Annotated in this window: 17 protein-coding genes; 3 read left to right on the top strand and 14 right to left on the bottom strand. The window is 69.5% G+C overall.

The genetic code is table 11. The features are described 5' to 3' along the window. Window positions 1-45: 45 nt before the first annotated feature. From AC3WPZ_RS21045 to AC3WPZ_RS21025, 5 genes are all read right to left on the bottom strand, one after another. Complete coding sequence (locus tag AC3WPZ_RS21045) at window positions 46-822, bottom strand: ABC transporter permease (protein WP_291120880.1); 777 nt, start codon at window positions 820-822, stop codon at window positions 46-48. A gap of 19 nt (window positions 823-841) precedes the next feature. Continuing rightward, window positions 842-1906, bottom strand: coding sequence for a dihydrodipicolinate synthase family protein (locus tag AC3WPZ_RS21040; RefSeq protein ID WP_492441404.1), 1065 nt, complete (start codon window positions 1904-1906; stop codon window positions 842-844). A gap of 3 nt (window positions 1907-1909) precedes the next feature. Beyond that, window positions 1910-2743: a GNAT family N-acetyltransferase gene (locus tag AC3WPZ_RS21035; RefSeq protein WP_492441403.1), complete on the bottom strand. Its 834-nt coding sequence runs from the start codon at window positions 2741-2743 to the stop codon at window positions 1910-1912. After that, window positions 2730-3785: an NAD-dependent epimerase/dehydratase family protein gene (locus AC3WPZ_RS21030; RefSeq protein WP_492441401.1), complete on the bottom strand. Its 1056-nt coding sequence runs from the start codon at window positions 3783-3785 to the stop codon at window positions 2730-2732. The genes AC3WPZ_RS21035 and AC3WPZ_RS21030 overlap by 14 nt, the downstream gene beginning before the upstream one ends. Before the next feature lie 129 nt (window positions 3786-3914). Then, complete coding sequence (locus tag AC3WPZ_RS21025; protein WP_382322529.1) at window positions 3915-4562, bottom strand: TetR/AcrR family transcriptional regulator; 648 nt, start codon at window positions 4560-4562, stop codon at window positions 3915-3917. A 111-nt stretch (window positions 4563-4673) separates the two neighbouring features. Between AC3WPZ_RS21025 and AC3WPZ_RS21020 the strand changes: the two genes are divergently transcribed. Both AC3WPZ_RS21020 and AC3WPZ_RS21015 read left to right on the top strand, forming a co-directional pair. Continuing rightward, the gene (locus AC3WPZ_RS21020) at window positions 4674-5273 is read left to right on the top strand and encodes a type IV toxin-antitoxin system AbiEi family antitoxin domain-containing protein (RefSeq protein WP_382322530.1); all 600 of its coding nucleotides are present in this window, start codon (window positions 4674-4676) and stop codon (window positions 5271-5273) included. Beyond that, complete coding sequence (locus AC3WPZ_RS21015; RefSeq protein ID WP_492441399.1) at window positions 5270-6172, top strand: nucleotidyl transferase AbiEii/AbiGii toxin family protein; 903 nt, start codon at window positions 5270-5272, stop codon at window positions 6170-6172. Before AC3WPZ_RS21020 ends, AC3WPZ_RS21015 begins: the two co-directional genes overlap by 4 nt. Before the next feature lie 13 nt (window positions 6173-6185). Here the strand turns inward: AC3WPZ_RS21015 and AC3WPZ_RS21010 are convergent, their stop codons facing one another. Genes AC3WPZ_RS21010 through AC3WPZ_RS21000 form a run of 3 tightly spaced genes read right to left on the bottom strand, consistent with a single transcriptional unit; the run spans window position 6186 to window position 9371 of the window. Further along, window positions 6186-7286, bottom strand: a complete 1101-nt coding sequence (locus AC3WPZ_RS21010; RefSeq protein ID WP_492441397.1) for a nucleoside hydrolase — start codon at window positions 7284-7286, stop codon at window positions 6186-6188. Window positions 7287-7292: 6 nt separating this feature from the next. Next, a complete protein-coding gene (locus AC3WPZ_RS21005) occupies window positions 7293-8273 on the bottom strand; it encodes a Bug family tripartite tricarboxylate transporter substrate binding protein (protein WP_382327847.1) in 981 nt (326 codons plus the stop codon). A gap of 9 nt (window positions 8274-8282) precedes the next feature. Then, the gene (locus AC3WPZ_RS21000) at window positions 8283-9371 is read right to left on the bottom strand and encodes an adenosine deaminase family protein (protein ID WP_492441395.1); all 1089 of its coding nucleotides are present in this window, start codon (window positions 9369-9371) and stop codon (window positions 8283-8285) included. A gap of 83 nt (window positions 9372-9454) precedes the next feature. Between AC3WPZ_RS21000 and AC3WPZ_RS20995 the strand changes: the two genes are divergently transcribed. After that, window positions 9455-10420: a LysR family transcriptional regulator gene (locus tag AC3WPZ_RS20995; protein WP_492441393.1), complete on the top strand. Its 966-nt coding sequence runs from the start codon at window positions 9455-9457 to the stop codon at window positions 10418-10420. Window positions 10421-10429: 9 nt separating this feature from the next. Here the strand turns inward: AC3WPZ_RS20995 and AC3WPZ_RS20990 are convergent, their stop codons facing one another. The 6 genes from AC3WPZ_RS20990 to AC3WPZ_RS20965 are packed head-to-tail and all read right to left on the bottom strand — an operon-like array spanning window position 10430 to window position 15621. Further along, window positions 10430-11389 (bottom strand): Bug family tripartite tricarboxylate transporter substrate binding protein, encoded by a 960-nt coding sequence (locus AC3WPZ_RS20990; protein ID WP_492441391.1) that lies wholly within the window; start codon window positions 11387-11389, stop codon window positions 10430-10432. Window positions 11390-11400: 11 nt separating this feature from the next. Continuing rightward, window positions 11401-12402 carry a Bug family tripartite tricarboxylate transporter substrate binding protein gene (locus tag AC3WPZ_RS20985; protein ID WP_492441389.1) on the bottom strand — a complete coding sequence of 334 codons (1002 nt, stop codon included), beginning with the start codon at window positions 12400-12402 and terminating at the stop codon, window positions 11401-11403. A 43-nt stretch (window positions 12403-12445) separates the two neighbouring features. After that, window positions 12446-12649, bottom strand: a complete 204-nt coding sequence (locus AC3WPZ_RS20980) for a hypothetical protein (RefSeq protein WP_492441387.1) — start codon at window positions 12647-12649, stop codon at window positions 12446-12448. Then, on the bottom strand, window positions 12646-14232 hold the full coding sequence (locus AC3WPZ_RS20975) for an FAD-dependent oxidoreductase (protein WP_492441385.1): 1587 nt from the start codon (window positions 14230-14232) through the stop codon (window positions 12646-12648). Before AC3WPZ_RS20975 ends, AC3WPZ_RS20980 begins: the two co-directional genes overlap by 4 nt. Window positions 14233-14251: 19 nt before the next feature. Further along, window positions 14252-15052: an alpha/beta fold hydrolase gene (locus AC3WPZ_RS20970; RefSeq protein WP_492441383.1), complete on the bottom strand. Its 801-nt coding sequence runs from the start codon at window positions 15050-15052 to the stop codon at window positions 14252-14254. A 14-nt stretch (window positions 15053-15066) separates the two neighbouring features. Beyond that, on the bottom strand, window positions 15067-15621 hold the full coding sequence (locus tag AC3WPZ_RS20965; RefSeq protein WP_492441381.1) for a cupin domain-containing protein: 555 nt from the start codon (window positions 15619-15621) through the stop codon (window positions 15067-15069). Between the last annotated feature and the right edge of the window lie 108 nt (window positions 15622-15729).

The following is a 15729-nucleotide window of genomic DNA, read 5'->3' as shown; positions in this document are numbered from 1 at the left end:
GAAGAGGAGAACGGCGGGGAGGGAAGGGGTTGTTGTTTTCTTTGATCAGCGCGGGGCTTCTTCGGCCCAGGGCGCGAGCAGGCGCGAGAGCAGGGCCACCAGGCCGTACAGCAGCAGGCCCAGCACCGAGATCCACACCAGCGCGGCGAACGCGGCCGGCGTGTTCATGCTGCTCTGCGTGGTGATGATCACGTAGCCCAGGCCTTTCTGCGAGGCCACGAACTCCCCCACCACCGCGCCCACCACGGCCGAGGTGGCGGTGACCTTGAGCGCGCTCAGGATGTAGGGGTAGGCGTTGGGGATGCGGATCTTCATGAACACCTTCCACTTGGGCGCGCTGAACACGCGGCCCAGGTCCACCATGTCCTGGTCGATCTGGGTCAGGCCCACGGCGGTGTTGATGACCACCGGGAAGAAGCCGATCAGCGCGCCGATCAGCATGTTGGGCAGGATGCCGTAGCCCAGCCACATCAGGAACAGCGGCGCGATCGCCACCTTGGGCAGCGTGTTCACGAACACCAGGAAGGGCGTGAGCGCGCGCGAGATGCCTTGCGACCAGGCGATGGCCATGCCCAACATCACGCCGGCCACACCGGCCAGCACGAAGGCGCCGAGGATTTCCACACCGGTGATCCAGGCGTGGCTGAACCAGGGGATCTCGTCGCTCAGCATGGCCTGCCACACCGAGTACGGGCTGGGCAGCAGGTATTCGCGGATGCCGAACACCGACACCGCGAGCTGCCACAACACGATGAAGCCCACGAACAGCCCGATGGCGGGCAGGTAGTGGGCGGTCCAGCGGGCGATTCTGTTTTGCGTCATGGTGGGTTTCTTCTTTCCGTCACGCGAGCCAGCGGCTCAGGCCGGCCTTCACGAAGGCGTCGTCGGCCAGGTCGCCGTGCTCGGCGCACACGCGGTCGATGGCTTCCTTCTGGCCCGGGCTCAGGCCTTCGTTCGGGTCCAGGCACCAGATGCCTTCGAGCAAACCCTGGCGGCGCAGGATCTCATGGCAGCCGGCGATGCAGCCGTGGAAGTCGTTGGCCACGTCGAAGAAGGCGCTGTTGCAGTCGGTCACGCGGCTGTCCAGCGCCAGCATCTCGGCCGTCACCACCGAACCCTTGGCCGCGGCCTTGCACAGCTCCAGCATGCGCACCGCGCCCGAGGTCCACACCGACCAATGGCCGAGCAGGCCGCCCCGGAAGCGCACCGTCACCGGCACACCGTCGCGCGGCACGGTGAAGGGCGTGATCAGGTCGAGCACGATGTGGTCGTCGTTGCCGGTGTAGAGCGTCACGCGCTCTTCGGCGCGCGCCTGCACCAGGCCGCGCACCACGTCCAGCGTGCGGTAGCGATGGAAGGGCGCGACCTTGATCGCCACCACGTTCGGGATCGCCGCGAAGCGGGCCCAGAACGCGGCGCTCAGGTTCATGCCGCCCACGGCGGGCTGCAGGTAGAAGCCGATCAGCGGGATCTCTTGCGCCACCGCCTCGCAGTGCGCGATCAGCGCGTCTTCGCTCTGGCCCTTCATCGCGGCCAGGCTCAGCAGGCCGGCGTTGTAGCCCAGGCCGCGCGCGAGTGTCGCTTCGGCCACGGCCTGTTCGGTGCGGCCGCACACGCCGGCCACCATGGCGAGCTCGCGGCCGGGTTCGACCCAGGCGCGCGCGGTCTCCATGGCCAGGCGCAGCACCTCTTCATACAGCCCCACCTCGCGGATCGCGAACTGCGTGGTGTGCACGCCCACGGCCAGGCCGCCGGCGCCGGCATCGAGGTAGTAGCGGCTGAGCGCGCGCTGGCGGCGCACGTCGAGCTGGCGCTGCGCGTTGAGCGCGAGCGGGTGCGCGGGAATGGCCAGGCCCCGGCGCAGCAGCGCGCGGGTGTGTTCGACTTGGGAGGCAGTGAGGCTCATGGTTCAACCAAATTCGGGACCGGCCAATACGAACAGGCGGTCGTTGACAGAGGCGATGGGGGCCGCGCCGAGCGACATGCGCACGAAGGCGCGCTGGCGCGCGAAACCGGCCTGCTCCAGCCAGGCGCGCAGCGCGGCCCAGCGTTCGGGCACATCGAGGAACACGCGGCCGCTGGCGCCGGCCAGCGCGGCCTGCAGCAGCGAGAGCGCCGAGCTTTCGTCGTCGGCCACCAGCGGGCCGATCTGCGTGGCGCGGCGGCCTTCGCGGGCGATCACGAAACCGGTGCGCGCCGGCGACAGGCCCACCCGCGTGCCGGCACGTTGCAGGAAGTCGGCCAGCAGAAAGCCCCGGCCACAGCCGTTGGCCTGGGCGTCGAGCGCCGACACCGTGGCGGCATCGGCCGGCGGCGCGGGGCGCGGGGCGGCGGCAGTCACCGAGCCTTCCCAGCGCGCGAGTGCGAAACCGTCTTCAAAACCGATGCGCAGGTAGGCCTGCTGGCCGGCGGGGGTGGCGTCCAGCACCGGCGTGGCGCCGAGCGAGCGCAGGTGCGTCACGCAGCGCGCCATCAAGGCAGTGGCCAGGCCCCGGTGTTGCCACGCGGGGTTCACCAGCACCATGGACACCCAGCCGATGCCACCTTCGTACGGCAGCGCGGCGGCCGTCGCCACCAGCGGGCCCGCATCGCCATCGCGCAGGCCGAAGACGCGGCCCTGCGTGATGAACAGGCGCCAGTCGTCGGCGGTCTGGTTCCAGCCCGCGGCGTCCGACAAAGCGAGGCCCTCCGGCACATCGTCCGGACCGAGGATGACCGAGGTCAGTGCCTCAGAAGGCGCCATCCCGGACCTCGAACTTGGTCGGCTTGCCGTGCGCCGGCTGCTCGCGCTTGACCCAGTCGGCCACCCAGTCGAGCATGGCGCCCAGCGGCACCAGCGGGTAACCGAACAGCTTGCCCGCCAAAGTGGTGTCCGACAGCAGCGCGGTGGCCGCCTCCTGCCCGCTCACCTGCGCCTTCACGCCCAGGCGCGCGGCGAACTCGTCCACCAGCCAGCGCACCGAGAGCGTTTCCGGCCCGGTGCAGTTCACCGGGGTGGACGGCACCGTGCAGTGGCGCAGGCAGCGCAGCACCTGCGCGTTGGCGTCGCCCTGCCAGATCACGTTCACGTGGCCCATGGTGACGTCCACCGTCTCGCCGCGGTGCACCTTGGAGGCGATGTCGTACAGCACGCCGTAGCGCATGTCGATCGCGTAGTTGAGGCGGAAGATGCGGCCCGGCGTGCCGTGCTGGCCCGAGAAGTACTCGAACATGCGCTCGCGCCCGATGCACGACTGCGCGTACTCGCCCAGCGGTGCGGGCGGCGTCTTCTCGCTCGCGCCCTGGCGGCCCACCGTGGTCAGCGGGTAGATGTTGCCGGTGGAGAAACCGACGATGCGCGACTCGCGGAAGGTGTCGGCCACCAGGGCCGGCACGTGGGTGTTCATGGCCCAGGTCAGGGCCTGGTTGTCCTTGGCGCCGAACTTGTGGCCGGCCGCGAAGACGATGTTGGGCACGCGCGGCAGCGCCTCGATGGCGGCGCGGTCCAGCAGGTCGGCGGCGATGGTCTCGATGCCCCAGGCTTCCATGCGCTGGCGCACGGCGGGGTCGCTGAAGCGCGCCACGCCGATCACGCGCTTGTGCGGCGCGGCGTTCTTGGCCAGGCGCGCGAGCGTGGGGCCCATCTTGCCGGCCACGCCCAGGATCATGATGTCGCCGTCCACCTGCGCCAGGTCGTCGATCAGGGCCTGGCTCGGCCGCGACAGGAATTCCTCCAGCGCCTCGACCGACTCGAAACGAGCCGGCAGCTGCGCGGGATCCAGCAGTGTGACAACGTTGCCTGACATGGCATGACCCTTTTCTCAAACGCGATGGGATGAGCATATGGGCGTGTCAACTTCGTGTCAACCGTTTGGTTGAAATCGGGACAAAGGGTTTGCCCGGATGCGTTCGCGCCCTCGAATGGTGCGGTGGAATCAGGCGCGCAGACCGGCCATGGCGAAGGCCACGACGTGCGCGCGGTAGGCGCCCACCGCGTCGGCAGACGAGAGATCGCGGCTGAAGATGGACGACAGGGTCAGGCGGTTGGAGAAGAAGAAATACGACATGCCGGCGACCGAGATGTAGAGTTCCACCGGGTCGATGCCACGGCGGAACACGCGCGCGCGGATGCCGCGCGCCAGGGTCTTGGCGATGAGCTCGATCAGCGGCGAATTGGTGTCGCGGATCGCGCTGGAATCGCGCACATGCCGCGCGCCTTGCGCGTTCTCGTGGTTGAGCAGGCCGATGAAGTCGGGGTGCTCGGCGAGGTAGTCGAACGAGAAACCGATCAGCCTGGCCATCGCCTCCTCGGGCTGCATGTCGCCCAGCTTCAGGCTGCGTTCCTGCGTGCGGATCTCGGTGTAGACCACCTCGAGCGCGGCGCGGTAGAGGTCTTCCTTGCTGCCGAAGTAGTAGTAGATCAGCTGCTTGTTGACGCCGGCGCGGGCCGCGATCTCGTTGACGCGCGCGCCCGTCAGCCCCTTGGCGGAAAACTCCGCGCGGGCCGCCGCGAGGATGGCCGAACGGGCGGCGCTGCTGTCGGCATCGGTGGGGCTGGAAGCGGAAGCGCGGCGTGGTGGCATCGTGGGTCTGCGGCTGGCTGTGCGGTGGGGCGGATTATGTGCACGGTCTCTCGTTAGGTTGAAAATCGCATCACTTGAACAAAAGTAATGCGAATATTAAACTCATACTTCATGAACCAGTCTGACCACATCCTCGAACTGGCCCGGCACCGGCGTGTGCTGCGGGCCGCGGACGTGCGCGAGCAGGGTTGGTCGCCACAGCTTCTGATCCGGCTTCACCACGCAGGCAAGCTGCAACGGTTCGCGCGGGGCCTGTACGGGCTGCCCGACGCCGACATCACCGAACATCAAACGCTGATCGAGGTCTGCCAGCGTGTGCCAAAGGCCGTGCTGTGCCTGCTGACTGCGCTGCAATTCCATGAGATCGGCACGCAACTGCCGCACGATGTGTGGATCGCGCTGCCCGAGGCAACGCAGGCACCGGTGCTGAGCTACCCGACGCTGCGCATCACGCGCCTGCGGGGCGCCGCGTACAGCGAGGGCATCCAGACCGTGATCGACCACGGGACGCCCATCCGCGTGTACAGCGCGGCCAAGACGGTGACCGACTGCTTCAAGTTCCGCAACAAGATCGGCCTGGACGTGGCGCTGGAGGCACTGAAAGACGCCTGGCGCACCCGCAAGGTCACCATGGCCGAGCTGAGCCACTTTGCCAAAATCAACCGGGTGGAGCGTGTCATGCAGCCCTACCTGGAGGCGGTGACGCAATGACCGGCAACCGCTCGGCATCCATCCTGGCCCGGCTGCTGACGCTCGCCAAACAGCGCGGTGATGACTACAACCTGCTGCTCAACCGGTTTGGCACGGAGCGCCTGCTGGCTCGCATCAGCCTGTCTCCCCATGCCGACCGCTTCCTGCTCAAAGGCGCCCTGCTCTTTGCGCTGTGGTACGACACCCCGCACCGCCCGACAAGGGACGCCGACCTGCTGGGCTTCGGCCCCGACGATGAGGCCAACCTGATCGCCACCTTCCGCGAAGTCGCCGCCATGGACCTGGGCGACGGCATGGTGTTCGACCCCGACTCCGTGAAGGCCGATGCCATTCGCGAAGACAACACCTACGGCGGCACCCGCATCCGGCTGGTGGCACGCCTGGGCTCCGCGCGCTGCGCCCTGCAGATCGACGTGGGCTTCGGTGATGCCGTGACGCCGGGACCGCAGACCGTGGCGTACCCCACCTTGCTGGGGGACTTTCCAGCCTCCATGCTGCGGGTGTATCCGGTCTACACCGTGATCGCCGAGAAGTACCAGGCCATGGTGATGCTGGGGCAGGCGAACAGCCGCATGAAGGACTTCTTCGATCTCGCGGTGATTGCCCGGCGCACGGAACTGGAGGGCGCCACGCTGGCCGCAGCCATCGCCGCCACCTTTGCCCGGCGCCAGACGGCACTGCCGACCGAGCGGCCCTTGGCACTGACCCGGCAGTTCAGCGAAGACGGCGCCAAGCTGCGCCAGTGGCAGGCCTTCCTGAGCAAGAACCGCATCGCGGCAGCCAGCCTTGGAGACACCGTCGCGTTGCTGGATGACCTGCTGTGGCCAGCCACCGAGGTCGCCGCCGCCCACAGTCAGGCAACGGCCACCTGGCGCCCTGAAGCCTCACGGTGGGTATGAGCAGCGGGTCCGGTCAAGGCAAACGCGCGATCTGTTTTTCGAGCAGGCGGTAGAAGCCGTCGATGTCCACCGCGTTGACCCACAGCGTGTTGGCCTTGCGCTTGGTGTAGCCGCGGAAGTCCACCACGGTGGCGCCGCCGGTGAATTCGCCCCGGGTCTCGATGTCCACCGGCACGCGCGCGCCCTTGAACAGCTCGGGCTGCAGCAGGTAGGCGATGACGCAGGGGTCGTACATCGGGCCCACCTTCACACCCCGGCGGCGCATGGCGTAGTCCATGGCCGAGTCCAGGATGTCGGCCACCACCTTGCCGGCGTTGTTGCCCATCTGGCGGAAGGGCGCGATGCGCTCGGGCGTGACGAGCACGCGCCGCGCGGCGTCGTGCGAGATCGCCGTGACCGGCACGCCGCTGCGGAACACCACCGACGCGGCCTCCGGGTCGGCATACAGGTTGAAGGTGGCGGCCGGCGTGATGTTGCCGCCCACGCCCCACGAGCCACCGAGCACCACCACCTCGCTGATGGCGGCCTTGATGTCCGGCGCCATGTTGAGCGCGGCGGCGATGTTGGTCAGCGGGCCCAGGCCCACCACCACCACGCTGGCGGGCGCGGCGGCGCGCAGGGTGCTGATGAGGTAGTCCACCGCGTGGCCGGGCGCGAGCGGGCCGCGCGGCTCGTGCAGCGTGGGGCCGTCCAGGCCGGTCTTGCCGTGCACGTCGTCCGCGAAGATGGGGTCGCGGATCAGCGGCCGGGGGTAGCCGGCGTACACCGGCACCTCGGTGCGCCCGGCCCAGTCGCGCACGCGGCGCGTGTTCTTCTCGGTCACGCTCAGGGGCATGTTGCCCACCGAGACGGTGAGCGCGCGCACGTCCAGCCGCTCGGGCGCGGCCAGCGCGAAGAGCAGCGCGATGGCGTCGTCCTGGCCCGGGTCGGTGTCGATGATCACGGTGCGCTTGCTCGCCGGAATGGCTGGCAGCTGCTGCGCCGCCACGCCCAGCAGCACCTGGGTCTGCGCGTCCTGCGCGAACGCGGGCAGCAGGCCGGTGGCGGCCACGCTGGCCAGGGCCAGCGAACCGGTGGAAAGAAAACCGCGACGGGAAGCCAGGTCGATGGGCATGTTGTTTCAGTCCTTCAGGTTGAGGGTGGGCACCAGCTTCTGGTTGCGCGCGAATTCGGCCTGGGCAAAGCCGCCCAGCGCCTCGGGTGAACCACTGCCCGGCAGGGCGCCCTGCTCGGCGAGGCGGGCGCGCACGTCGGGGTCTTTCAGCGCGTCGTTGAGCGCTTCGTTGAGCTTGCTCACGATGGCGCCGGGCGTGCCCTTGGGCGCGAAGATGCCGGTCCAGGTGAGCACGTCGTAGCCCTTGAGGCCGGGCATCTCGTCGAAGGTGGGCACGTCGGGCAGCGAGGCGATGCGCTGCTTGCCGGTCACGCCCAGCGCCTTGAGGCTGCCGGCGCGCACGTGGGGAATGCTGCTCGCGCTGACCAGCATGGCCAGGTCCACCTGCTTGCCCATCACGTCGTTGGCGATCTGCGCGCCGCCCCGGTAGGGCACGTGCGTGACGAAGATGCCCGAGCGCTGCTTGAGCTGTTCCATGGCGAGGTGCAGCACGGTGCCCACGCCCGAGGTGGCGTAGGTGTATTTGCCGGGCTCGGCCTTGGCGAGCTTGACGAAGTCGGCGTAGCTCTTGATCGGCAGGTCGGTGCGCGCCACCAGCAGCATGGGCGCGGTGTTGAGCATGCCCACCGGCACCAGGTCCTTGAGCGGGTCGAAGCGGTAGGCCGCCGGGTTGGCCAGCTTGCCGATGGCGATGGCGCTGTCGGGCCCGGCCACCAGGGTGTAGCCGTCGGGCGCGGCGTTCACGGCTTTCTGCAGGCCGATGGCGCCGCCGGCCCCGGCCACGTTCTCGATCACCACGGTCTGGTTGAGGCGCTCGCCCAGTTTGGTGGCGACCTGGCGGGCGATGAAGTCCACGCTGCCGCCGGCCGTGAACGGCACGATCAGCGTCACTGGTTTGGCCGTGGGCCAGGCGGGGCCCTGGGCGTGGGCCGAGAAGGCCAGCAGCAGCGAGGCGGCGAGGACGAGGCTTGAGCGTTCGTGGGCCATGGGGGTCTTTCAGGTGGGGATGGAAGCGGAAGAAAAAGAAGTGGCGCGCAGCGCGTCGAACTCGGCGGACCACTCGGTGCGCCAGCGGCGGCGCTGCGTGTCGTCGATCCACGCGCCGTCCAGGCCGTTGTGCATGAAGCCGCGCAGGTCGTCGAGGTGGAAACCGAAGTCGCGCACCATCATGGTCCACGCGCCGGTGGGCGTGACGTGGTGCAGGGTGGGGTCGTCGGTGTTGGGGTGGATGCGCAGGCCCAGGCCGGGCATGCGACGGATCGGGTGGTCCAGCGCCCAGCGCTCGGGCGGCAGCGTGCGCAGGTAGTAGGAGTTGGTGGGCACCACGGTGAACAGCACGCCGCGCCCGGCGCAGTAGCGCGCGAACTCCGGGTCGTCCACCACGGTGTAGCCGTGGTCGATGCGGTCCACCTGCAGCAGTTCCAGGGCGGTGCGCACGTTGGTCCAGGGCATGCCGAACTCGCCCGCGTGCGCGGTGGTCTTGAGGCCGGCGCGCCGCGCGTTCTGGTACGCCTGCGCGAACAGCTCGGGCGGGCGCTCGTTCTCGCGGTAGTCGATGCCGATGCCGATCACTTCGTCGCAGCGGTGCGCGCCGACCCACTCCACCATCTCGGTGGCGGCCTGCGGGCTGGCTTCGCGGTCCACCGCGGCGATGAGGCGGCCCACGATGCCCAGCGGCCGCTCGGCGTCGCGGATGGCCTGCACGATCGCGTCCTGCGCGGCGGCATAGGGAATGCCGGAGACCCGCACCGTGCCGGTGGGGTTCCAGAAGAACTCGGCATAGCGCACGTGGTGCGCGGCCGCGTCTTCCAGGTATTCGAGGGTGAGGCGGTAGAGGTCGGCCGGGGTGCGCACCAGCTGCGCGTCCAGCGAGCGCAGCACGCGCAGCACGCCCACGGGTTTTTCACCGCGGGTGTAGAAGCCGGTCACTTCTTCGTCCGTCAGCGGCGCGCCGGCGCGGCGGTTCAGCTCGGCGAAGGTGTCGCGCCGCACCGTGCCGAACAGATGGCAGTGCAGCTCCATCTTCGGGATGGCCTGCAGAAAGCGGTCCAGGGCCTGGTCGGCCGGGTCGGTCGTGGGGGGCATGCGGCCAGTCTAGGCAGGCGTGTTTGATAAGAGAAGTTTTAAGTTTCTATAATTTCATTCATCCGATTTATCACCAGGCCGCCGTGGAAAACCCCGCCATCCGCGCGCTCACGCTGCGCCACTTGCAGTTCTTTTCCGTGCTGATGCAGGAAGGCCACTTCGGCCGCGCGGCCAAGCGGCTGGCCATCACGCAGCCGGCGCTGAGCAACGCCATCAAGCAGATGGAGAAGCTGCTGGGCGCGCAGCTGCTCACGCGCAACACCCACCGGCTGGAGATCACGCCGCTGGGCACCGAGGTGCTGGCGCGCACCGACTTTCTCGTCAACACCGTGGACCTGGCCCTGCAGGACATCCACCACGTGGTGCAGCGCGGCCGCGCGCTGGTGCGCGTGGGCGTGATCCCCTCGGCCAGCACGCGGCTGGCGGCGGCGGTCAACGCCTTCAAGCCCACGGGCGGGCCGGCGGTGGAATTCGTCTGGCGCGACGCGCCCTCCACCGTGCTGCTGCAGGAGGTGCGCGAAGGCCGGCTGGACCTGGCCCTGGCCGCCATCACCGAGCCGCCGGGCGGCCTGACCTGCATCGACCTCTTTCAAGACCCGCTGGTGCTGGTGGTGCGGCGCGACCACCCCTTGGCGCGCGAGGGCAAGGCGAGCTGGAAGGCCATCGGCCACGAACGCCTGGTGCTGTTCGAAAGCGGCAGCATGCCCGCCCTGGGCGAGCCGGCGCGCGCGCAGTTCGGCCAGCAGGGCGCGCAGGCGCCGTACCACGTGCGTTACTCGGAAACGCTGTACGCCCTGGTGCGCGGCGGCATGGCGCTGGGCCTCATGCCCCAGCTCTACACCACCTCGCTGCACGACCCCGAACTGGCCGTGCTCGCGCTGCAGGACCCGCGCATCGAACGCCGCGTGGTGCTGGTCTACCGGCCCGGCCCCATGCGCAACGCGGCGGCGAAAGACTTCATCGATTTCCTGCGCGAGCACCTCACGCAACCGAAGAAGCTGAAGGTGAGGCGCTTCGCGCGCAAGAGCGTCGCCGGACCGAAGGGCTGAGGAACCGCCTCAGTCCAGGCTGACGTTGGCCGCCTTGGCCACCGCGCTCCAGTCCGCCCCCTCGGCCCTGATGACCGCCGCCGTCTCCTCGGGGCTGCGCCCGGTCACGTGCAAACCCTGCGCGTCCAGGCTCTTCTGGAACTCGGGGTCCGAGGTGATGGCCTTGATTTCGGCGGACAGCCGCGCGATCACCGCCGCCGGTGTGCCCGTGGGCGCGAACAGGCCGATCCATGCGTTGCGCGCGGTGCCCAGGCCCTGGTTCTTCAGCAGCGGCACACCGGCGAAGCGCGGCGAGGGCGTGTCGCCCAGCACGGCCAGCGCGCGCAGCTTGCCCGCGTCGATGTGCTGCGCCACCAGCGAGTACGACAGGCTCGACACCTGCACTTGGTCGCCCAGCAGGCCGTTGAGCGCGGGCCCACCGCCCTGGTAGGGCACGTCCACGATGCGCGCGCCCAGCTTCTCGTTGACCTGCGCCATGAACAGGTGCGACGAGCTGCCGATGCCGAAATGGCCCCAGTTCAGCTTGCCCGGGTGGGCGCGGTCGTACTGCACCAGCTCCTGGATGCTGCGGATCGGCAGGCCCGCGCTCACCACCACGGCGGTGTCGATGCGGCTGATCTCCGAGATCGGCGCGAAATCGCCCACCGCGTACGGCAGCTTCTTGTAGATCGCGGGGTTGATCACCAGCGTGTCGCTCAGCAGGATGCACAGCGTCTGCCCATCCGGCGCGGCGGACTTGCAGGCGTTGGCGCCGATGATGCCGTTGCCGCCCGCGCGGTTCTCCACCATCACCGGTTGGCCCAGCTGTTTCGAGAGCCGGTCGCTCACGCGCCGCGCCACGAGATCCACCGGGCCACCGGCCGCCAGCGGCACGATCACTTTCACGGCGCGGCTCGGGTAGGCGGTCTGCGCGCCGCAGGTGCCGGCGAGCACGGCCAGCGCGAGGGTCAGGAAAGAACGTGTCTTCATGGCTCAGTCCCTCAGTCCAGTTGAATGCCGGTCTGCCGCACCAGCTCGCCCCAGACCTCGCGGTCCTTCTTCAGGAAGGCGGCGAATTCTTCCGGCGTCTGCGCGCGGGTGCGCATGGCCATGGTCTGGTTCTGCTCGCGCATGGCGGGGGTCTGCATCGCGGCGGTGATCTGCGCGTTGAGCTTGTTGACGATGCCGCGCGGCGTGCCGGCCGGCGCCATGAGGCCGAACCAGGTGAAGGTGCCGGGGTCGCCCACGCCGGCCTCGGTCAGCGTCGGCACCTCGGGCAGCTGCGCGGAGCGCGTGGGCGCCAGCACCGCCAGGGCGCGCATCTTGCCGGCCCTGGCCTGCGCCACGATGCCGGGGTTGCCCACCGACACGTAGAGCACCTGGATGTCGCCCGTGAGGAAGGCCTGCATCATCGGGCCGAAGCCGTTGAAGGGCACGTGCAGCAGGTCGGTCTTGGTGGCGCGCTTGAGCCACTCCATGGTGAGGTGCGTGTCCGAGCCGTTGCCGAACGAGCCGTAGGCCAGCTTGCCCGGGTTCTTCTGCGCGTGCGCGATCAGCTCCTTCATGCTGTTCACCGGCACCGAGGGCGAGACGAGGAAGACCATGTCCGGCACCACCAGCGGCGTGACCGCCTCGAAGTCCTTCGCGGCGTCGTAGGGCAGCTTGCGGTAGAGGTGCGGGTTGATCGACAACGAGCTGCCGCTGACCACGCACAGCGTGCTGCCGTCGGGCGGGGCCTTGGCGCAGGTGTCGGTGCCGATGATGGTGTTGGCGCCGGGCCGGTTCTCCACCACGAAGGAGGGGCCGTTCTTCTCGGTGAGGATCTGGCTCAGCAGCCGCGTCACCACGTCGGGCGCGCCGCCCGCGCCCAGCGGCACGATGAGGCGCACGGGCTTGGTGGGGTAGGCTGCCTCGGGCTGTGCCCAGGCGGGGGCCGCGCAGGCCAGGGCCAGCGCACCGACCGCCAGGCGGCCCAGGCCCATCCAGCTTGTCGTTGTCTTCATGTCTCTTGTCTCCTTGTTGTCAAAAATCCGGAACAGGGTTCGCCTAGTCCGCCAGGTGCCGGCCCGCGCGCTGAATGCGGTCGGCCAGCAGACCGGCCGGCGCGCCGGCGGCCAGCAGGATGACCAGCTTGGTCAGGAACAGCTCGCGCTGCGGCGCGGGCACCTGGTCGATCGCGCCGGCGAGGTCGACGAAATCGCGTTCGGCAAAGGTGGCCGAAGAAGAGGCGTTGTCGGTGGTGGTGCTCATTGCAGTTCCTCGGTGCGGGCGGCGCACAGGGCGATGTTCAGGGCTTCGTCCACCTGCTCGGGCGTGGCCTCGCGCCAGCGCGCGGCCACCCGGTTGTCGGGGCGGACGAGATAACAGCTGCCCGGGCGCGCGTCGAACAGCCGGCCCACGGTGCTGTCCGCCTCGAAGCCCAGCACCTGCAGCGGCAGGGCGGCGAAGCGCGCGGCGTCGGCGAAGGCGACCAGCGTGAAGCGCGGGCCGAAGCGGTCGTACAGGCGTTCGCCCGCCGCGCCCACCACGGCATCGGGCACCAACGCGCCCGGGCGGCAGGCGGGCCCGAAGTCGCCGCCGGCGTCCGCCGTGTTGAGCGGGCTGTCGGTGCAGTCGTGCGGTGGCGTGGCGTAGGGGTCGAACAGGTTGCCCAGGAAGTTCTCGCTCAGCGAGAGCGAGAGGATGGCCTCGCGCACCAGCGCGATGCCCTGCGAGGGCGTGGTGATGAAGATGGTGGTGCGCGTGAGCTCGGCCAGCGTGGCCAGCAGCGCGCCCCGGCGCTCCTGCGTGTACGAGTCCAGCAGCTGCGGGTCGGACACGCCCTGGACCACGCGCGCCAGCTTCCAGGCCAGGTTGTGCGCGTCTTCGTAACCGTGGTTCACGCCGCGCCCGCCGAAGATCGGCACCTGGTGCGCCGCGTCGCCCGCGAACAGCACGCGCCCCGTGTTGTAGGTGGGCAGCGAGACCGCGTTGGCCTTGTAGACCGAGGTCAGCACCAGCTCGTAGTTGGGTTCGATGCCCATCAGCTCGAAGTGCGCGCGGATGCGCGCGTGCACCTGCGCCGGCTGCATCTCGGTCTCGGCGTCCTGGTCGTCCATCAGCTGGAAGTCCAGGCGCCACATGTCGAACGGCGCCTTGTGCATCAGCACCGTCTTGCCCGGCAGGTAGGGCGGGCTGAAGAACAGGCGCCGGCCTTCGGGCAGCGGCTCCTTGCAGAGGATGTCGTTGATGACGAAGCGCTGCGAATACGAGGTGCCCTCGTAGTCGATGCCCACGCTGCGCCGTGTGAGGCCGCGCGGGCCGTCGGCCGCCACGAGGTAGGCCGCGTCCAGCGTGCAGGCGCCCTCGGGCGTGGACACCGAGAGCCGCACCCCCTCGTCGCCCGCCTCGATCTGCGTCACCGTGTGCTGGTAGCGCACGTCCGACAGGCCGCTGGCCAGCAGCTCGTCGAGCAGCAGCTGTTCCATCCAGCACTGCTGCAGGTTGGTCTGGCCGTGTTTCTCGTGCGGCGGCGAGGCGATGTTCATCGAATGCACCTCCTGGCGGCCATAGAAGGTCCAGCCGGCCGACCAGGTGAGCGACTTCTCGAGCACGCGCTCGCCCACGCCGAGCTGGTCCAGGATCTGCATCGAGCGCCGGCTCATGGCCAGCGCGCGGCTGCCCTTGGAAATCGTGTCGCGCGCTTCGAGCACCACGGTGCGCACGCCCTCGCGGGCCAGGCCGAGCGCGGTGGCCAGGCCGACGGGGCCGGCGCCCACGATCACCACCTCGGCCGATGCGTTGTCCAGGCTGGCGAGCGGTTGGAGCGGCAGGGTTTGCCAGTTGAAATACATGGGAGGTTCTCTTTCTCTCTCAACGAAGAAAAGCGAGCAGGGCCCGGTTGAAGGCCTCGGGCTGCTCCAGGTTGCTCAGGTGGCCGGCGCGCTCGATGCGCGCGTGCGCCACGCCAGGGATGCGCGCCAGCAGCTGGCGCGTGACCGGCTCGGGGTACACGCGGTCCTGGTCCGAGGTGATCACCAGCGTGGGGCAGGCGATCTGCTCCAGGCGGTCGCCCCGGTCCTGCCGCGTGGAGGCGACCAGCACCGCCAGATAGTTCTTCAGGCGGATGCGCTGCATCGCCTCGGCCGCGCTGCGCAGCGCCTCGGGCGCGGCGTCGGGCGCGCACATGGCGCGGGCCTGGTCCATGCCGAAACTGGCCGGCACCTGCCCGTTTTGAAACGCCGCCGAGCGGTCGGCGATGAAGCGCTCCACCTCGTCGGCCCCCATCGCGTCAAAACCCGGGCTGCTGTTGGCCAGCACCAGCGAGGCCACGCGCTCGGGGTGGCGCAGCGCCAGCGAGCGCGCCACGCGGCTGCCCATGGACAGGCCCACCAGGTGCGCGCTCGGTGCCTGGAAATGGTCCAGCACCGCCAGCAGGTCGGCGCCGAAATCGCGGTGAAAGTCCAGCGCGCCTTCAATGTCGCCGCTGCCGCCGTAGCCGCGCAGGTCCACGCTGGCGGCGGTGAAGCCCTGCTGCGCCAGCGCCTTCATCTGCGCCCGCCAGGTGTGGCGGTCACCGCCCATGCCGTGCACCATGAGCACCAGCGGCCCCTGGCCGCGCGCACTCACCGCCAGGTGCGGCGTGCGCGGAACGATGATCGTGGCCGTATCCATGCGCGCCGGCCTCGTCAGCCCCGCGCCGGCAGCGCCAGCGCGTCGATCAGCACAAACGCCACCGAGGCCGGCGCCGCCGTGCGGTTGCTCCAGCCGTGGCTGGTGCCGCGCTGCACCAGCACGTCGCCGGCTTTCAGCAGCGTCTCGCCCTCGTCCATCACCGCCCAGATCTCGCCCGCGAGCACGATGGCGTAATCCACCGACGCGGTGGTGTGCATGCCCACCGTCTTGCCCTTGCGGGTGGCCGAGCCGGCCAGGTCGTGGCCCATCGCGGCGAAGGCCGCGTGCTCGTCCCAGCCGTCCATGTAGCCCGCGTCGGGCGGGAACTGCACCACGCGGAACACGCTGCCGCCGGCGGGTGGGGCCAGCGTCACGTCCGCGCAGGGCTCGGTGGCGTCGCTGTTGTCGGCGGGGGTGCGAAAGGTTTTCCAGAGGTCCGTCACCACCGGGCCGGTGGCCGTCGTCCTCAACACGAATGGCGAAGCGCCGTCCTGCACGATCACCGAGCGGCCTGCCGCGTCGTGACCCGTCACCACACGGCGCACCGCGCCGTGGTTGTCTTTGTCCATGGTCTGTCTCCTTGAGCCGCGATGGTAGGGAGACGAGTGGATATGCGATACATGAAAATCGGCATGGCAGTTCAACGACAATCGTTGAACTCGAACCCGATCCCGATG

The organism is Hydrogenophaga sp. FW305-3-2-15-A-LB1 (assembly GCF_058787875.1).
The sequence above is the reverse complement of the archived record's forward strand: the minus strand, read 5'-3'. Positions and strand labels throughout refer to the sequence as shown.